General features: G+C 64.0%; 16 protein-coding genes. 12 read left to right on the top strand and 4 right to left on the bottom strand.

Annotated features, from left to right (window positions below; translation table 11 throughout):
* Nucleotides 1-10: 10 nt before the first annotated feature.
* Nucleotides 11-976 (bottom strand): sugar-binding protein, encoded by a 966-nt coding sequence (locus ACVISU_RS12060; protein ID WP_456707086.1) that lies wholly within the window; start codon nucleotides 974-976, stop codon nucleotides 11-13.
* A 241-nt stretch (nucleotides 977-1,217) separates the two neighbouring features.
* Here ACVISU_RS12060 and ACVISU_RS12055 point away from each other — a divergent pair, with 241 nt between their 5' ends.
* The 3 genes from ACVISU_RS12055 to ACVISU_RS12045 all read left to right on the top strand — a co-directional run bounded on the left by ACVISU_RS12055 (nucleotide 1,218) and on the right by ACVISU_RS12045 (nucleotide 4,365).
* Nucleotides 1,218-2,489: an ROK family protein gene (locus ACVISU_RS12055; protein ID WP_456707085.1), complete on the top strand. Its 1,272-nt coding sequence runs from the start codon at nucleotides 1,218-1,220 to the stop codon at nucleotides 2,487-2,489.
* 79 nt (nucleotides 2,490-2,568) lie between these two features.
* Nucleotides 2,569-3,327, top strand: coding sequence for an SDR family NAD(P)-dependent oxidoreductase (locus ACVISU_RS12050; protein WP_050402334.1), 759 nt, complete (start codon nucleotides 2,569-2,571; stop codon nucleotides 3,325-3,327).
* 384 nt (nucleotides 3,328-3,711) lie between these two features.
* Entirely contained in the window at nucleotides 3,712-4,365 is a 654-nt protein-coding gene (locus ACVISU_RS12045; RefSeq protein ID WP_456707084.1) for a TetR family transcriptional regulator, read from the top strand.
* A 3-nt stretch (nucleotides 4,366-4,368) separates the two neighbouring features.
* Here ACVISU_RS12045 and paaZ read toward each other — a convergent pair whose 3' ends face one another.
* Both paaZ and paaG read right to left on the bottom strand, forming a co-directional pair.
* Complete coding sequence (paaZ, locus tag ACVISU_RS12040) at nucleotides 4,369-6,396, bottom strand: phenylacetic acid degradation bifunctional protein PaaZ (RefSeq protein WP_456710811.1); 2,028 nt, start codon at nucleotides 6,394-6,396, stop codon at nucleotides 4,369-4,371.
* A gap of 115 nt (nucleotides 6,397-6,511) precedes the next feature.
* Entirely contained in the window at nucleotides 6,512-7,303 is a 792-nt protein-coding gene (gene paaG, locus ACVISU_RS12035) for a 2-(1,2-epoxy-1,2-dihydrophenyl)acetyl-CoA isomerase PaaG (protein WP_456707083.1), read from the bottom strand.
* Between the two features lie 389 nt (nucleotides 7,304-7,692).
* Here paaG and ACVISU_RS12030 point away from each other — a divergent pair, with 389 nt between their 5' ends.
* Nucleotides 7,693-8,673, top strand: a complete 981-nt coding sequence (locus tag ACVISU_RS12030) for an AraC family transcriptional regulator (RefSeq protein WP_456707082.1) — start codon at nucleotides 7,693-7,695, stop codon at nucleotides 8,671-8,673.
* 44 nt (nucleotides 8,674-8,717) lie between these two features.
* Here ACVISU_RS12030 and ACVISU_RS12025 read toward each other — a convergent pair whose 3' ends face one another.
* The gene (locus tag ACVISU_RS12025) at nucleotides 8,718-8,888 is read right to left on the bottom strand and encodes a hypothetical protein (RefSeq protein ID WP_456707081.1); all 171 of its coding nucleotides are present in this window, start codon (nucleotides 8,886-8,888) and stop codon (nucleotides 8,718-8,720) included.
* A gap of 211 nt (nucleotides 8,889-9,099) precedes the next feature.
* On the opposite strand from ACVISU_RS12025, the gene ACVISU_RS12020 reads away from it, so the two are divergent.
* From ACVISU_RS12020 to ACVISU_RS11985, 8 genes are all read left to right on the top strand, one after another.
* Complete coding sequence (locus ACVISU_RS12020) at nucleotides 9,100-9,678, top strand: cupin domain-containing protein (RefSeq protein WP_456707080.1); 579 nt, start codon at nucleotides 9,100-9,102, stop codon at nucleotides 9,676-9,678.
* A complete protein-coding gene (locus ACVISU_RS12015) occupies nucleotides 9,678-10,286 on the top strand; it encodes a class I SAM-dependent methyltransferase (RefSeq protein ID WP_456707079.1) in 609 nt (202 codons plus the stop codon). Before ACVISU_RS12020 ends, ACVISU_RS12015 begins: the two co-directional genes overlap by 1 nt.
* A gap of 130 nt (nucleotides 10,287-10,416) precedes the next feature.
* Entirely contained in the window at nucleotides 10,417-10,851 is a 435-nt protein-coding gene (locus ACVISU_RS12010) for a hypothetical protein (protein ID WP_456707078.1), read from the top strand.
* A 37-nt stretch (nucleotides 10,852-10,888) separates the two neighbouring features.
* Nucleotides 10,889-11,908 (top strand): DUF4424 domain-containing protein, encoded by a 1,020-nt coding sequence (locus ACVISU_RS12005; protein WP_456707077.1) that lies wholly within the window; start codon nucleotides 10,889-10,891, stop codon nucleotides 11,906-11,908.
* A gap of 18 nt (nucleotides 11,909-11,926) precedes the next feature.
* Nucleotides 11,927-12,418, top strand: a complete 492-nt coding sequence (locus tag ACVISU_RS12000; protein ID WP_456707076.1) for a hypothetical protein — start codon at nucleotides 11,927-11,929, stop codon at nucleotides 12,416-12,418.
* A 234-nt stretch (nucleotides 12,419-12,652) separates the two neighbouring features.
* Nucleotides 12,653-13,774: a branched-chain amino acid ABC transporter substrate-binding protein gene (locus ACVISU_RS11995; protein ID WP_456707075.1), complete on the top strand. Its 1,122-nt coding sequence runs from the start codon at nucleotides 12,653-12,655 to the stop codon at nucleotides 13,772-13,774.
* A gap of 249 nt (nucleotides 13,775-14,023) precedes the next feature.
* On the top strand, nucleotides 14,024-15,055 hold the full coding sequence (locus tag ACVISU_RS11990; RefSeq protein WP_456707074.1) for a hypothetical protein: 1,032 nt from the start codon (nucleotides 14,024-14,026) through the stop codon (nucleotides 15,053-15,055).
* A gap of 84 nt (nucleotides 15,056-15,139) precedes the next feature.
* Nucleotides 15,140-15,997, top strand: a complete 858-nt coding sequence (locus ACVISU_RS11985) for an alpha/beta fold hydrolase (protein ID WP_456707073.1) — start codon at nucleotides 15,140-15,142, stop codon at nucleotides 15,995-15,997.
* Nucleotides 15,998-16,045: the final 48 nt, after the last annotated feature.

Genomic DNA, 16,045 nt, shown 5'->3' with positions numbered 1-16,045 from the left:
CCGACTTAAGTTACTTCTTCAGCAGTTCTTTCAGGTTTGCGGCGAACTCCGCGACGTTGGTCTTGCTGATCACCTTGGTCGGCACGATCAGCTTGCTGTCCTTCGGAATCCAGGACTTGTCGCCGTTCAGCGTCTTGATGATGTTGGTGGCAGAGAGATAGCCGAACTCGTAGGGCTGCTGCACGACCGTGGATTCGATCGTGCCGTCGGAAATGCCCCGCAGCGTCCGCTGGTCCTCGTCGAAGCCGACGATCTTTACCTTGCCGGCCTTGCCCGCGGCCTTCACCGCATCATAGATCAGCGGGGTCTCGTAGCTCCACAGGCCGGAGAGCAGTGCAATGTCGGGATATTTGACGAGCACGTTCTCCATGTTCGCCTTGGCCTTGGCAAAATCCACCTGGTCGGTGAACACGTCGACCAGCTCGACCTTGGTACCGGCGATCGATTCCTTGATGCCCTGGACGCGCTCGCGGGCGTTGTCGGCATCCATCGTGCCTACGAACAGCGCGATCTTGCCGCCGTTCGGCAGCGCCTTCTTGATCTCCTCGCCGGCCTGCCGTCCGGCCGCGACGTTGTCGGTGCCGATATAGGCGAGACGGTTGCTCTGCGGTGCGTCGCTGTCCGTCGTGATCAGCACGGTCTTGGCCGCGACCTTGTTGAGTTCTTCGGTCGCATGCGGCGCATCGTCGACCGAGATCGAGATGCCGGCGACGCCGCGAACCAAGAGGTCGTCCAGCTCGCGCCGCTGGCCAGCCGCGGTGCCTTCGTTGGTGACGATCAGCTCGATATTGTATTCCGGGTGCTCTTTCTGCGCCTTCTCAAGCCCGCGGCCCGCGATGGTCCAGAAATCGGCCGCGACATTGGTCACCAGCGCGATGGTCTTTTTCTGCTGCGCCTGTGCTATCCCCGTAGTCATCGCGAGCGCGGCTGCGCCCGCCAACAGCGGCACGATCAATCTTTTCATTGAGTCATTCATATGCACCTCCCTGTCGACACCCCCGGTAAGGGGATTTCACGCCCGGCGCTTTTCGCGCCTTATTTTATTCACGTAACTAATAAATTAGCGCGACGAAATGTCCAGTCAAGGATGTTCGCGTTTGCGTATTCAAGCAAAAATAGTGGGAATGTGATGTATTTCGGCCGCTATCGACGCTTTTTGGCCAACGTCTGAGGCTCATCCGTTGAATAATTTTATCAAGCGAATTAAAAAAGCCGGCATGAACGAGCAGTCCGAACCGCTGAGACGTGCTTCTAGTCTGGCCCGCGGATCGAACCGTGGCCGTCTCGTCGAAGTCTTGCGGCGTCAGGGGCCATTGCCGCGCGTCGAGCTCGCCCGCAGCACGGGACTGAGCTTTCCGGCCATTTCGGCCATCACGTCAAAGCTGATGGCGGAAGACCTGCTGTGCGAAGCCGAGACGGACGCGGCGGCGTCGTTGCCCGACGATACCGACGAAGAGGACGCGGATGGGCTGAACGGCCGCCGCCGCGGCCGGCCGGCGGTCCTGCTGACCCTGAACCCCGAGTTCGGCCGCATCATTGCCGTCTCGCTGCGCATGAACCTGATCGAGACATTGCTCGCCGATTTCAGTGGCTCTGCCCGGGCACAATCGCGGCTCGAGCTCACGACCCGCGGGCTCGATGCCGGCGGGTTATGCGACCTCGTGACCGCGCAGATCGACGCCATGCTCGATGAGACGGCCACGCCGCGGGACCGGCTGCTCGGAATCGGGATTGCGCTGCAGGGCATCGTCGATGCCGACACCGGCCGGCATCTGTGGAGCCCGGCGCTGTCGATCACCGACGTCGATCTGGCAAAACCGATCCGCGAGGCATTCGGCGTTGACGTCGTGATGGCGAACGACGCGGTCGCGGTGGCGCTGGCCCTCGTGGCGGCCGAGCCGGCGCTGGCGCAGGGCCTCACGGCGACGCTCATGGTCGGTCACGGCATCGGCATGGGCATCGTCGTCGACGGTGAAGCGCGCTGGGGGGCCGGCGCGGGCAGCGAGATCGGCCATGTCAAGTTGACGCCGAACGGTCCGCAATGCCGCTGCGGTCAGCGCGGCTGCATCGAGGCCCATCTCGCCGACTATGCGCTCTACCGCGACGCCCGCACCTTTCTCGATCTGCCACCGGCGGTGTCCCAGCAACCATCCGAGGCGCAGATGGCCCTGTTGCGCGCGCGGGCACGCGCCGGCGATCCCCGTCTCGAACAGCTGTTCCGGCAGGCGGGCTACGCACTTGCCGAAGCGGTAGCCACGACGATCTCGGTGTTGCGCCCGCATCATTTGATCCTCGCAGGTCCCGGCCTGCAGGCGTTTGACATGATGCGCGCTGCCTATGAGGAGCGGCTCGAGCAGGCCGTGTTGCCGTGGCTGCTCAAGTCCACTGCGATCCATGTTCGTCCGAGCGAGTCGGCGACGATTGTCGACGGCATGGTGCGGCGCACGCTGCGGGTTGTGGACCGAAATCACATGGAGACGACCGAGTGAACCTCGGGAGCTGCGGCTCCTGTCTTGAGCCGCAGCAACGCAACCGACGCGCTTCAGGCGCCAAAGCGAGAGAATGCCAATGCAGGGTGCCATCTATCCAAGCCTCAAGGACCGGACCGTCCTGGTCACCGGTGGCGGTTCCGGTATCGGCGAGGCCATCGTCCGCCAGTTCATCAGCCAGGGCGCGCGGGTCGGCTTCATCGATATCGATGTGACGTCTTCGGAGCAGCTGCTGTCCGATTTGGGAGCGCATGCCCGCGTGCACTTCGAGCACGCCGACCTGCGCGACATCGGCGCGCTGCGACGCGCGGTTGCCGGTATCCGCGAGGCGCTCGGGCCGATCACCATCCTGGTCAACAACGCGGCGCGCGACGACCGTCACGCGATCGAGGACGTCACACCGGAATTCTGGGACGAGCGCTTCGCCGTCAACCTGAAGCATCAGTTCTTCAGCGCCCAGGCGGTCGCACCCGACATGAAACAGGCAGGGGGCGGTTCGATCGTCAACATCGGCTCGGTGAGCTGGGTGATCGGTCAGGGCAACATGCCCTGCTACACCACGGCCAAATCTGCGGTTCAGGGCCTCACCCGCGCGTTGGCCCGCGATCTCGGGCCGCACAACGTGCGGGTCAACTCCATCCTGCCCGGATGGATCATGACCCAGCGGCAGCAGGATCTATGGTTGACGCCCGAAGGGGTGGCCGAGCTGATGCAGCGCCAATGCCTCAAGCGCAAGCTCGTGCCGGACGACATCGCCCGTGTCGTCCTGTTTTTCGCCGCCGACGACAGCGGCGCCTGCACCAACCAGAGCCACATCGTCGATGGCGGCTGGGTCTAGCGATCGCATCACAACTGGGGGAAGGACCCTCGTCGATCAGCCCGCGCCTGAGGCGGTCAACGCGTCGCGAAGCGCCTGACGCGCTTGTTGAGCGTGACGAGTTCGTCGACCGTCAGGCCGATGCCGTCCTGACGCGCGTGTCGCGCTCTTTGTGGAGATGGCAGGGCGGTCGACCGCGGCTCGCCATCTCGTCGGCGACGTACCGCCATGTTCCCGCGCTGGTTTGCAAGGTGCGGATTGCAACGTCGCCACCTATTCCGTATACGTCGTAGAATTGTCCGACCGGATGGTCAATGAATCGCCACGCCGGACATGGCTTTGGGCCGGTGGTGATTTGCCCCTCGAGGCGAGCGCCGAATAGCCGGCAGGTGGAACTGACAGGACATGGCCCGATCGCGCGCCAAGGATTACGACGACAAGCGTCTCTCGATGCTGCATCGCTCCGCCGAGCTGTTTGCCGCGTCGGGCTATGTCGGCACGTCGATGAACACCATCGCCGACGCCTGCGGTGTCTCGAAGGCGCTGCTCTATCACTATTACCCCGACAAGGAGGCGATCCTGTTCGATATCCTGTCGTCGCATCTCGAGAAGCTCGTGGCGGCGGTCCGGAAGGCGAGCGCATCGGCCGGCGATCCGGTTGAGCGCTTCAGGACGATCGTGGCGACCTTGCTCGAGCTCTACCGGCATGCTGACGCCGAGCATCAGGTCCAGATTGCGAGCCTCAAGCTGCTGCCGAAGGACAAGCAACAGCCGCTGCTTGCGAGCGAGCGGACCCTGGTCGGGATCATGTCGGATGCGCTCGCCGCGGCTGTGCCGACGGCCAAGCAGAAGCGCGTGCTCAAGCCGTTAACGATGAGCGTCTTCGGCATGCTGAACTGGCACTACATGTGGTTTCGCGAGGGCGGGCCGATGACCCGCGCCGAATACGCCGACTTCGTCGCGCAACTGGTGTTGGCCGGCGCGGAAGAGGCGGCCATCACCCGGCCGCGCAGCAAGGCAAAGCCCGCCGGCCGCAGCCGGCAGGCCGAGTTGCTCTGAGCGTTACGACCGCATCGCGTTCATCGTCAGAAGCTCGTAGGTCGCCGCGGTCTCGCCGGTGCCGGTCGTGATCTCGACGTCCCAGCGCACCTCGCCGTACTGTTTGTTGCGCGGCGTCTTCTCCTTCGCGGTCAGCCGCACCTGGATCTGTTCGCCCGGCTGCACAGGTTTGACGAAGCGCAGCGAGTCGAGCCCGTAATTTGCGAGCACCGGTCCGTAGTCGGGATCGACGAACAGGCCGGCTGCGAACGACAGCAGCAGATAGCCATGCGCGACGCGACCCGGGAAGAACGGATGCCCCCTGGTCGCTTCCTCGTCCATGTGGGCGTAGAAGGTGTCGCCCGTGAAATGCGCGAAGTGCTCGATGTCGTCGAGCGTGATCTGCCGCGCCTTGGAGACCAGCGTGCGGCCGATCTCGAGATCGTCGTAGTGGTAGCGGAACGGGTGCAGGTCGCCTTCGAGCATCGGGCTGCCCTTGAACCAGCGGCCGGTGACGCCGGACAGCATCGCCGGCGAGCCCTGCAACGCAGTGCGCTGCATGTAATGCTGCAGGCTGCGGACTCCGCCCAGTTCCTCCCCGCCGCCGGCGCGGCCCGGGCCGCCGTGAACCATCTGCGGCATCGGCGAGCCGTGCCCGGTGTGCTCGGTCGCGCAGTCGCGGTCGATGATCGCGACCCGGCCGTGAAAGCTGCCGATGCCGAACGCAAGTTCGGTCGCGGTCGGGATGTCGTGGGTGTAGACCGATGCGACGAGGCTGCCGCCGCCGCGATTGGTCAGCGCGATGGCCTGGTCGAGATCGTCATAGCCCATCACGGTGCAGACCGGCCCGAACGCCTCGATCTCATGCACCGCGGTTGCGGCCACCGGTTTCGTGCAGTGCAGCAGCAGCGGTGGGACGAAGGCGCCGCGCTTGGCGTCGGCGTCGACCAGCGGGAAGTTGTCGGGATCGCCGGCCACCAGTTCGGCCTCGGTGCGAAGCTTCGCGACATGGGCAAGCACATCGCTGCGCTGGGCGAGGCCGACCAGCGGTCCCATCCTGACCTTGTCGTTCTCGGGATTGCCGATCGTGACCTTGGCGAGACGCTCGCGCAGCGCCGTGACAACGGCGTCGATCTGCGCCGACGGCGCCAATGCGCGGCGGATCGCGGTGCATTTCTGCCCGGCCTTGACCGTCATCTCCTTCGCCACCTCCTTGATGAAGAGGTCGAACTCCGGGGTTCCCGGCACGGCGTCCGGCGCGAGGATTGCCGCATTGAGCGAATCCCGCTCGGCGATGAACCGGACCGCTTCGCGCGCGATGACCGGATGCCGTTGGAGCTTTTGCGATGTGTCGGCCGAGCCGGTGAAGGACACCACGTCCTGGCAGGTGAGGTGATCGAACAGGTCGCCGGTTGATCCGACGATGAATTGCAGGACGCCTTCGGGCAGCGCGCCGGATTCGGTGATCATCCGCGCCAGCTCGTAGGCAACGTAGGAGGTGACGGTCGCGGGCTTGGTGACGACGGGTACGCCGGCGAGCAGCGCCGGCGCCAGCTTCTCCAGCATACCCCAGCACGGGAAGTTGAATGCGTTGATATGCACGGCAACGCCGTGCAACGGCGTGACGACGTGCTGGCCGGCGAATGCGCCGCCCTTGGAAAGCCCCTCGACATTGCCGTCGAGCAGGTATCTGGTATTCGGTAGCTCGCGGCGTCCCTTGCTGGCATAGGCGAACAGCGTGCCAATGCCGCCATCGACGTCGATCATGGCGTCGGTGCGGGTCGCGCCGGCATGGAGCGAGAGTTTGTAAAGCCGGTCCTTGTGCTGGCTCAGATAGTCGGCCAGCGTCTTCAGCAGGCCGGCACGCTGGTGGAACGACAGCTTGCGGAGATTCTTGCCGCCGATCGCGCGGCCATAGGCGAGGATCTCGCGCATGTCGAGATCGCTCCTGGTCGCGAGCGCGACCACGTCGCCGGTGACGGCGCTGCGGATCTCGGTGGCGAATTCTCCCGCGCCGGACCACTTTCCGCGAACGAAGCTGTCGAGTTTCATGGTCTTGTCGGACGACTGCGCGCCGCTGGGCTGAGGCTGTGTCATCGAAATTGGGATCCTCTGACTGGTGATCATTGATGCGTATCGACTTGCCGGCGGAATGTTCAATCTGCGGTTAGGCTCGTCCGGTGAAGCGTGGCGCGCGTTTTTCAAGGAACGCGGTGACGCCCTCGGCATAGTCTGCCGACCGGCCCGCGCGTCCCTGCAGGTCGCGCTCAAGCGTGAGCTGCGCATCGAGCGTGTTGGTCTCGGAGGCATCGAGCGCCTGCTTGATCAACGCAAGACCATCGGTCGGTTGCGTCGCGAGCGAGGCGGCGAGCGCATGGGCCTCCATCATCAGGTCGGAGTCCTCGACCACTTTCCAGATCATGCCCCATGTCTCCGCCCGCTCCGCGGAAACCGGTTCGGCCAGCATGGCCAAGGCACGAGCCCGCGCCGGGCCGACGAGCCGCGGCAGGAACCAGGTGCCGCCGGAATCCGGGACGAGGCCGAGCTTCGCGAAGGCCTGAATGAACTTGGCCGATCGCGCGGCGATCACGATATCGCAGGCAAGCGCCACGTTCGCGCCGGCGCCCGCGGCCACGCCGTTGACGGCGCACACGACCGGCATCGGAAGGCTGCGCAGCTTGCGCACCAGGGGGTTGTAGTAATTTTCGATCGGCACCGAGAGATCAGGCGTTTCGCCCGGCGTGAACACGTCGTCCGAGAGATCCTGCCCGGCGCAGAATCCGCGCCCGGCTCCGGTCAGGATCAGCGCGCGGCAGGATTTGTCCTGCTCGGCCGCGGTCAACGCGGCCATCAACGCTTTGTGCAGATCGGCGCTGAATGAATTCAGGCGGTCGGGTCTGTTGAGGGTCAGGACGCGATATCCGGCGCGGATATCGGTCAACACCAAATTGCTGACCATGATTACCTCCCGTTGCGGCTTCTGATGACCGAGGTCGCATGACCTGCGAACCGGATTACTATTGACCGTCCGGTCAGTCAATTATATTTATCCGCGCGCCCAGTCGGACGGCGTCTTCGGGCCGATCGGAGCGAACACGATTTTAGTCCCGGTCGCGAATTCGGGCGCAACAAATACAATTTGATCGGAGCAGTTTCGCGCGCGTTGCACGAGACCGCGCATTTGCGAAGCTTATGCGCAACCCTTGACACTTGTCAGATCGAAGCATCGGTGGAACCGGTGAAAGGTTCACATTCAACGTCGCGTTGCATGGCCCCCATGCTGCGGTGTGCGCCGCCACAAATCAGCCGTATATGAGCGGCGACGTCCGCCGCCATGAGGGCGAGCCGATGACAATGCAGTCGGGCGATATCACAGGATTCCGGTTCTCGACCGCGCATTTCGGCGAGCGCGATCGCCTGCCGATCTTTCGCGAGCAGATCGGGCGCATGATCGTCAAGCTCGATCCGGAGCCGCTCCACGACGGCGCGTTTCACGCCGAAGCGAATGTACGCGAGTTGTCCGGGCTCGGCATCGGATCCTGGGCGTGCAGCAATCTCAAGATCGCAAGACCGCGCGAATTGCTGGACGGCACCGACGATTTGGTGCTGACGATCATCACGAGCGGCAACACCCGCGCCTCCCAGCGCGGCCGCGATATTGAGCTCGGTCCGGGTCAGGCAGTGCTGCATTCGAGCGCGGAAGCGGGCAACATGGTGGTCCCGGTGTCGCCGAGCCGCTTCGTCGGTCTCCGGCTGCCACGCATGGCGCTGGCATCGCTGGTCAACGATCCCGAGGACATGCTGATCCGCGCGCTGCCAGCGAACACCGAGGCGATGCGCCTCCTGGCGCTTTACATCAGGGAGCTCGACGACAGCTACCAGCTTTCGACTCCGGAGTTGCGCGGCGCCGTTGTCAAGCATCTGATCGATCTCGGCGCGCTGATCATCGGCGCCAACCGGGATGCAGCGGCTGCTGCGGAAGACGGCGGACTCGCGGCTGCGCGGCTCGCCGCGGTCAAGGCCGACATCAGCGCCAATCTCAGCTATGGCGACCTCTCGCTGCCCGCGGTGGCTGCCCGGCTGAAGCTGACGCCGCGCCGTATTCAGCGGCTGTTCGAGAACGCGGGTTCGACATTCTCGGAATTCGTGCTCGGCCAGCGCCTCGCACGCGCGCATCATTTATTGACCGACCCGCGCCACAGCCGTAGTACCATCGGCACGATCGCGTTCGAGGTCGGGTTCGGCGACCTGTCCTACTTCAATCGCACCTTCCGCCGGCAATACGGCATGACGCCGTCGGATATTCGCACGGTGCCGCGGCGTTCCTGACCGAATGTCTCGGGTCCTCGGCCGCGCAGACGCGTGGCGGGTTGCTACGGTTCGCCGCATCCGGGCAGCCGCCGGACCTGTTCGATCAGCCGCCGCTGACGTTCTGCCGACAACACCGGCTCATTCGCGCACATCAACATCGCGCCGCACGCAGCCTTCGGTTCGGCAGGCCATGCGATGCTGCCGTCGATCGCGGCGTCCGAGCGGGCGATCATGAGCGGGCGGCTGGTCTGAGACGACCCTGCCGCCTGATAAGCCTGCGACAGGCGGCGACAAATGTCGCATATGTCCAAATCACTGTCGCGTCGGTCCGTGCCGCACGTCCGCGAAGCACCTAAAAGGCCGTTCCCGCCTGTTCTTGCCTTCGGGACGATTCCACGAATGCACGGGCAGTTTCGAACGGAGCGGGGTGCGACGAGGAAATCAATGGATCACATCACCTTGCCATCGTCGCGTGACGCTGCCGCGGCTCGAACCTTCAAGTTGACCCCGCACGAGTCGGTGACCGTCCGTGAAGTGCGTTCCGATCATCTGACTGTGGAGGTCGTCTATTCGCCGGGCGGGCGGCCACCTCCCGCGCATTTCCATCCCGCGCAGGACGAGCATTTCGAAATCCTTGCCGGCCGCCTTCACGTCGTGCTTGACGGACAGAAGAAGGAACTCGGTCCGGGTGCAACATGTGACGTGCCGCGCGGTACGCCACATCGCATGTGGAATGCTGGCAGCGATCCGGTACGCGCGGTCTGGGTCACGACGCCGCCGAAGCGAACCCTCGAACGGTTTATGGCGCTGGATGGTTTGCAGCGCACGGGGCGCGTCGGCCGCGACGGAATGCCAGGATTGTTGGCGTTCGGCGTGTATCTGACTGCCTATCGCGACGTGTTTTGCCTCGCCGGTCCGCAGTGGCTGCTTCGTCCCGCGCTCGCGGGCCTGGCGGTCATCGGTCGGCTGCGCGGTTATCAGCCTCCTGCATCACGGGTCTTGAAATCGGTTCGGGAAGAATAATGGCTCCGCCTCGCTTGATCGCTCGCCATCTCGCTCACCCGCGCGGCGTCTTCGGCCGTTTTGTCGGCGGCCTGATGAACCGGCGCAACAGCCGGATGAACCGCTTTGCGCTGCAATTGCTCGATGTGAAGTCCTCCGACCGCGTGGCCGAGATCGGGTTCGGTGGCGGCGCTACGCTCGGCCCCTTGCTGGATCGCGCTGCTCATCTGACGGCGGTCGATCGCTCGCGGGATGTGGTGGCGTGGGCGACTGCGCGATATCGGATTGCGATCGATGCCGGACGCGCCGACTTCCGGATCGGAGAAATCGAGGCCTTGCCGCTTCAGAGCGGTCAGTTCGACAAGGTATGCAGCGTCAACACGGTGTACTTCTGGCGATCGCTGCCTGCAGGTGCCGGCGAGCTCAGGCGGGTGCTCAAGGCAGGTGGCGTGCTTGCGCTCGGCTTCCTGCCGGCCGATGCGATGGGGCGCTTGGGATTTCCCAAAGACATCTTCACCTTTCGAACCACAGGCGATGTTGAACATGCCTTGCGGCAGGCGGGGTTCCGAGCAGTCGAGATCCATCGTCCCGAGCCTGACACGGCCTGGAATGTAATCGTTGCGCGATAGGAGGAGTGGTTGCCGTTCAAGATCGTTCGCAGCGAAGGCTGCGCGTGCATCGATACTGAACGCAGGGAGAGCTCGCGATGCAGCGAACCTGTTCGGCTCTGCGCGCACTCATTCAGGAAGGATTGCGCTCATGTCGGTTTCGCTCATTCGATCAGCATCAGTGCTTCTCTGCCTTCCAGCGGGAATAGCGCCGACCGAGGCCGCGGGTGCGAAACCTGTGCTCAGGATCGAGAACGGGTTCCAGCAGACCGTCGTGGTCTCGGCCGGGAGCGAACTCTCGTTTGGACCACCGCGGCAATCGGCGATCCAGCCTGGTGGCACCAGCGCCGGCGAAATCACGATCTCGCTTGCGGCCGGCCCTGCCGCCGGTATCGCCAAGCTGCATGTTCTCGAGCGCAGCGCTGTCCCGATCGGATTCACGGTGACGGCCTGGCAGGGCCGGAAATCGATCGCCGTCGTCAAGCTTTGCGCTCATCTCGAGATAAACAGTTGGGTCGTTCTGCCGATCGAGACGACGCATGTCGACGTCTCCGATTTTTTCCCGGTCAAGGACGGATGCGATTGACTGCCGCGAGTTTGCTTCCCCAATCAAGAGAGAGGGAATGAACATGCCTCCGAGAGCCAAAGGGGCTTTTCTAGTCCTGCTTGCCGGGCTGATGCCCTGGTGCGCGCGGGCGAACGACACCTCCGCCGCGCTGGAAACCGGAGGCCTGCGCTTCAAGCAAGACCCTGATATCGTGATGCGCTCGGAGGATCTGTTCATCTCCGAGAAGCAGATCCGGATCGTCTACCGCTTCTTCAACACCTCGGCCGCCGACAAGACCATCATGATCGCGTTCCCGATGCCTGACATCGTCGGCAAGGACGGGGATGAGAATATCGGGCTTCCGACCGACGATCCCGAAAACATCTTTGACTTCCACGTCAGCGTCGACGGCAAGGCGGCCGCGACGCGTCTCGAGCAGACGGCGCTCGCGAACGACGTCGACCAGACGGTGCTGCTGCGGAAGCTCGGAATTCCGCTGATGCCGATCAGGGGGCCCGCGGGCGAACTGCTCGACAAGGTCCCGAAATCAAACTGGCCGGAACTCGTCAAGCTCGGCGTCGGTGCCATCGAGACCTACGGGTCGGGTGGCCCGATGCAGGATCACCTGGTGCCGACCTGGACGTTGCGCTCGGCCTATACCTGGACGCAGACCTTCCCGGCGGGCCGGGAGATCACGTTCGAGCAGACCTATCGTCCGAGCGTCGGCGGCTCGGTGCAGACGATCATCGGCGCCGACAACTGGCGCAACAATCCGGAAGCGCGGGAATTCCTCGCGTCCTATTGCATCGACGACGACCTGATCCGCAGCATCGAGCGGGCGCGTGCGACCAGGCACGCACCCTATCCGCCGTTCAGTGAACGGTCGATTGCCTATGTGCTCTCGACCGGCGCCAACTGGGCGGCACCGATCGGCGACTTCCACCTCACCATCGACAAGGGCGAGCCGAACAATCTCGTCAGCTTCTGTGCCGATGGCGTCAAGAAGACCGGACCAACCCGCTTCGAGGTGAGGCACACCAATTTCAGGCCGTCGCGCGATTTGAAGATTGTCATCTTCGTTCCGAATCCAAATTAGCGCCGGCGCGTTCCAGCCATGACGAATGCGGCCCTCTGCCTGCTGCTCTGGACCTGCGCCCTGGCTGGCCCGGCATCGGCGCAGTCCACCGATCCGCATCATCCGACGGTGCTCGGCCTGGGTGTCAATCGCGCCAACATCACCAATGATGTCCGCGGCCATTATTACACCTTCATGGCGGGGCCGGGCCATGTCGACGTCGAACTGGCCTTCAAAGAGATGGGCGTGTTCGGTCGTCCGCTGCCGCAGTATCTCAACTTCGACTTCTGGAATGCGGACGGCGTTCGGCTGTCGCATATCGAAGTCCTGTCTCAGGGCGCCGTCGCTCACCGCCACACCGATGCTGATCTGCCGGCGCGACAGCGCATCAACCTTGCGGTCTCGACGCAATGGGGCGCGATCAAGGTCGGCGGCTATTACGAGATCGAGCTGAAAGGCGCGGTCGAGGCCGCGGCGCCGGTCGGCGCAAACGTCAAGCCGGCCGAGCCCGAACCGCTGGTGCGGCCGTGATCGGACAACGACCAGCTACGTGCTGTCGCGCACACAGGGTGATTCCAGGCACCAATGCACGGCAACGTGTTTCACATTGTTGCCCAATGTCGCATATGTCCAATCCCCCGTCGCCCCAGTCCGAGCCTGCTTGCCATCGCGCGCATACAAGGCAGCCCCCGGTGATCGTTGCGGTCGGCGATATGAGTCGGCTGCGATGCATTGAGGCGACTTGAGACCATCGAGGAGAATGTGATGAAGTCTGCACTTCGAGGATACTTTCTTGCGCTTGGCGTCAGCTTGGCATTGTCCGGCGCGGCCATGGCCCAAGATATCAGTGTTGCCGTGGTTGGGCCGATGACCGGCTCGGAGGCGAGCTTCGGCCAGCAGTTCAAGAACGGTGCTGACCTTGCCATCGCCGACATCAATGCGGCGGGCGGCGTGCTCGGCAAGAAGCTGAAGCTGGAAGTCGGTGACGACGCCTGCGATCCGAAGCAGGCGGTGTCGGTTGCCGAGAAGATGGCGGGCGCGAAGATTCCGTTCGTGGTTGGGCACTTCTGCTCGTCGACCTCGATCCCCGCCTCGGACGCCTACGCCGAGGGCAACGTGCTGGAGATCACGCCCGGCTCGACCAACCCGCTGTTCACCGAGCGCGGATTGTGGAACACGTTCCGCGTCTGCGGCCGGGATGACCAGCAGGGTATGGTCGCGGCGGCCTATATCATCAAGAACTACAAGGCCAAGAACGTCGCGATCATCCACGACAAGACGACCTATGGCAAAGGTCTTGCCGACGAGACCAAGAACGCCATCAACGCGGCGGGCGTGAAGGAAAAGCTCTATGAAGCCTACACCAAGGGCGACAAGGATTTCGCCGCGCTGGTGTCCCGCTTCAAGAAGGAATCGATCGATTTCGTCTATGTCGGTGGCTACTACGCCGAAGCAGCGTTGATCCTGCGCCAGATGCGCGAGCAGGGCGTCAATGCCGTGCTGATGGGCGGCGACGCCCTGGTCGACAAGCAGTTCGCCGCGATCGCGGGTCCGCTTGCCGAGGGCTCGCTGTTCACCTTCTCGCCGGATCCGCGGAAGAAAGTGACCGCGGCCGCGACCTTGAAGAAGTTCAAGGACAAGGGCATCGATCCGGACGGCTACACGCTCTACAGCTATGCCGCGTTCCAGATCTGGAGCCAGGCCGTCGCCCGCGCCCAGACCACGGACGCCAAGAAGATCGCAGCGACCATCAAGAGCGGAAACTGGGACACCGTGCTCGGCAACATCAGCTACACGCCGAAGGGTGACATCACCCTGATCGATTACGTCGTGTACCGCCGCGACAAGGACGGCAACTACACCGAGCTGCCGGCCGCCGGTCAATGATCGCTGGCCGCGACATCGGCGCTCCTCCCTGATCGATGTCGCGGCTGTGCCGGGTCACAGCGCCAACGGACCAACCCTCTGCCAGCCCCGGAGGTGTTGGCGCTGTGACGCCCGGTCCGCGACCGAAAAGGCAGATTGCCGCGTCAGTCAGCGCGTCGAGCTGATCCCGCAATAACGATTCCCAAAACGATCCCATTCCATCGGATTTCGATCGATCACGGCAACCCAAGAGCCAGCAAGAGGCAACACGTGTCTGACATCAGCCTGAGCAATGGCGGCGGCCGCGGCGGCTCAGCCGATTGGCGCGCCACGGGACAGTCCCAGGGGGCGTCCCACTCCTATCCGTTGCTGGTTCGCGATCATGGTTTGGCGACGGCGCTGAAGCTGTTGGTCGAAACCTTGCCCTACGCGCTGGCGCGCTGGGGCGTGCTGCTGGCCTTTGCCGCGGCGTGCGCCCTCTGGGCCGTGGTTGCGGTGGGCGGCGCAGTCTGGCTCGGCACCCACGTTGCCAGCGTGTTCGGCTATTGCTGGCTGCTTGGCGTTCTGTTGCTCGGCGGATGGATCTGGGGCGCCATCCTGCGCTACACGCTTCACATGATCGCCTGCGGCCATGTCGCCGTGCTGACCGAGCTGATGACGCGCGGCAGCATCGGCAATGGCACCGAGGGGCAGTTTGCCTATGGCCGCCGGATCGTGATGGACCGGTTCGGCGAGGTCGCGGTCCTGTTCGGGCTTAACGCGCTGATCCGCGCCGTGCTCCGTGCGTTTCACAATGCGCTCGACACGCTTGGCGATTGGCTGCCGGCGCCGGGCATGAAGGCGATCGTCGGTCTGCTCAACACCATCCTGTCGGCCGCGACGCGCTATCTGGACAAGGTCGTGCTGTCCTACGATCTGGCGCGCGGCGGCGACGATCCGAGGCGCAACATCCAGGACGGACTGGTCTATTATTGCCAGAACGCCAAGCCGATCCTGGCGACGTCGGTCTGGATGGTCATCGTCGAGCGGATCCTGAGCATCCTGCTTTGCCTGGTGCTGCTGGTCCCCGCCGGAGTGGTGACCGTCTGGTCGCCGGAGGCTGTCAGGGAGTACGGCGCCATGTTCACCGTCTTCACTGCGGCCCTGCTGGCGGTGACGGTGCGCGCTGCATTCATCCAGCCGCTATTCCTGATCTGCATGATGATCCGCTTCCACGCGCTGATCGAGAACCAGCCGATCAATTCGACCTGGGTCGGTTATCTCGACGGCCTCACAGACAAGTTCCGGCAGATCGGACGCTGAGATCGGCGGACGGTAGCTCGCGCCGAGCGGCAAGCCAGCCGGCCGGTGTCTAATGCTGATGGAATTTCGTAACGGTGATGTTCGGTGACCGATATTACACTCGACAATGACGGCGTCAGGCTTGCTGCTTCGGTCGTTGGCCCGGCGGACGGTGAACCGATCCTGTTTCTGCACGGACTGTCGCTCAGCCGGGACACATGGCAGGAACTCGGCGATCGGCTGAAGGATCGATATCGGGTCTGGACGCTGGATTTCCGGGGACACGGGCACTCGGATCGGGCCTCGGGCTACTCGCTCGCCGATTATGTGTCGGACGCCGAGACCGCATTGGCCGCGATCGGGCGTCCGGCGGCGATCGTCGGACACTCGCTCGGCGGCTGCGTTGCCGGGGTGCTGGCGCAAAGTGGCAATGCCAGCGTGCGCGCCGCCTTGCTCGAAGACCCGCCGTGGTATCTTGGCCAGCCAGGCGAGTGGGAGAAGTCGGCATTCCCAAAACTATTTGCGATCGTCAGCGCGCGTCAGTCCGCGTGGCAGCAGGCGCGCGCGCCGCTCGGCACGTATCTGGCGTTCGTTGCAGACTCTCCGACGCCGATGGGCGGGATCGGCCGCGATCATTTCGGTCCCCGTCATCTGCTGAGCCATGCGTCTGCGCTGCAGCGACAGGACGGGCGGTGCTGGGCGGACGGAAACGTTGGTACCTCGGTTCTTGCGGCGATTCCGACCAAGCGGGAATTCCTTTGTCCCGTCAGGATCATTCAGGCCGACCCTGGATGTGGGGCGGCCCTGCTGGAGGACCACGATGCGCGCTTCGCTCACGACAATCCGCGTGCCGACATCGTTCGCTACGAGAGTTGCGGCCATTCACCCCACCGCTCCATCGCGTTCGAGCAACGTTTCGCGGCGGATCTGCAGACTTTCCTGTTGAGCCTGCAGCCGGAGTGAGCACGGCCGCGGCAGCCTCTATTTTACGAACCGAAGACGGGTAGATCC

This window comes from Bradyrhizobium sp. USDA 4452 (genome assembly GCF_054063575.1).
The sequence above is the reverse complement of the archived record's forward strand: the minus strand, read 5'-3'. Positions and strand labels throughout refer to the sequence as shown.

Bases quoted from the DNA above. Each gene is read 5' to 3' on its own strand.
- ACVISU_RS12060 (WP_456707086.1), bottom strand. From the start codon at position 976: ATGAATGACTCAATGAAAAGATTGATCGTGCCGCTGTTGGCGGGCGCA.
- ACVISU_RS12055 (WP_456707085.1), top strand. From the start codon at position 1,218: ATGAACGAGCAGTCCGAACCGCTGAGACGTGCTTCTAGTCTGGCCCGC.
- ACVISU_RS12050 (WP_050402334.1), top strand. From the start codon at position 2,569: ATGCAGGGTGCCATCTATCCAAGCCTCAAGGACCGGACCGTCCTGGTC.
- ACVISU_RS12045 (WP_456707084.1), top strand. From the start codon at position 3,712: ATGGCCCGATCGCGCGCCAAGGATTACGACGACAAGCGTCTCTCGATG.
- paaZ (WP_456710811.1), bottom strand. From the start codon at position 6,396: ATGAAACTCGACAGCTTCGTTCGCGGAAAGTGGTCCGGCGCGGGAGAA.
- paaG (WP_456707083.1), bottom strand. From the start codon at position 7,303: ATGGTCAGCAATTTGGTGTTGACCGATATCCGCGCCGGATATCGCGTC.
- ACVISU_RS12030 (WP_456707082.1), top strand. From the start codon at position 7,693: ATGACAATGCAGTCGGGCGATATCACAGGATTCCGGTTCTCGACCGCG.
- ACVISU_RS12025 (WP_456707081.1), bottom strand. From the start codon at position 8,888: ATGATCGCCCGCTCGGACGCCGCGATCGACGGCAGCATCGCATGGCCT.
- ACVISU_RS12020 (WP_456707080.1), top strand. From the start codon at position 9,100: ATGGATCACATCACCTTGCCATCGTCGCGTGACGCTGCCGCGGCTCGA.
- ACVISU_RS12015 (WP_456707079.1), top strand. From the start codon at position 9,678: ATGGCTCCGCCTCGCTTGATCGCTCGCCATCTCGCTCACCCGCGCGGC.
- ACVISU_RS12010 (WP_456707078.1), top strand. From the start codon at position 10,417: ATGTCGGTTTCGCTCATTCGATCAGCATCAGTGCTTCTCTGCCTTCCA.
- ACVISU_RS12005 (WP_456707077.1), top strand. From the start codon at position 10,889: ATGAACATGCCTCCGAGAGCCAAAGGGGCTTTTCTAGTCCTGCTTGCC.
- ACVISU_RS12000 (WP_456707076.1), top strand. From the start codon at position 11,927: ATGACGAATGCGGCCCTCTGCCTGCTGCTCTGGACCTGCGCCCTGGCT.
- ACVISU_RS11995 (WP_456707075.1), top strand. From the start codon at position 12,653: ATGAAGTCTGCACTTCGAGGATACTTTCTTGCGCTTGGCGTCAGCTTG.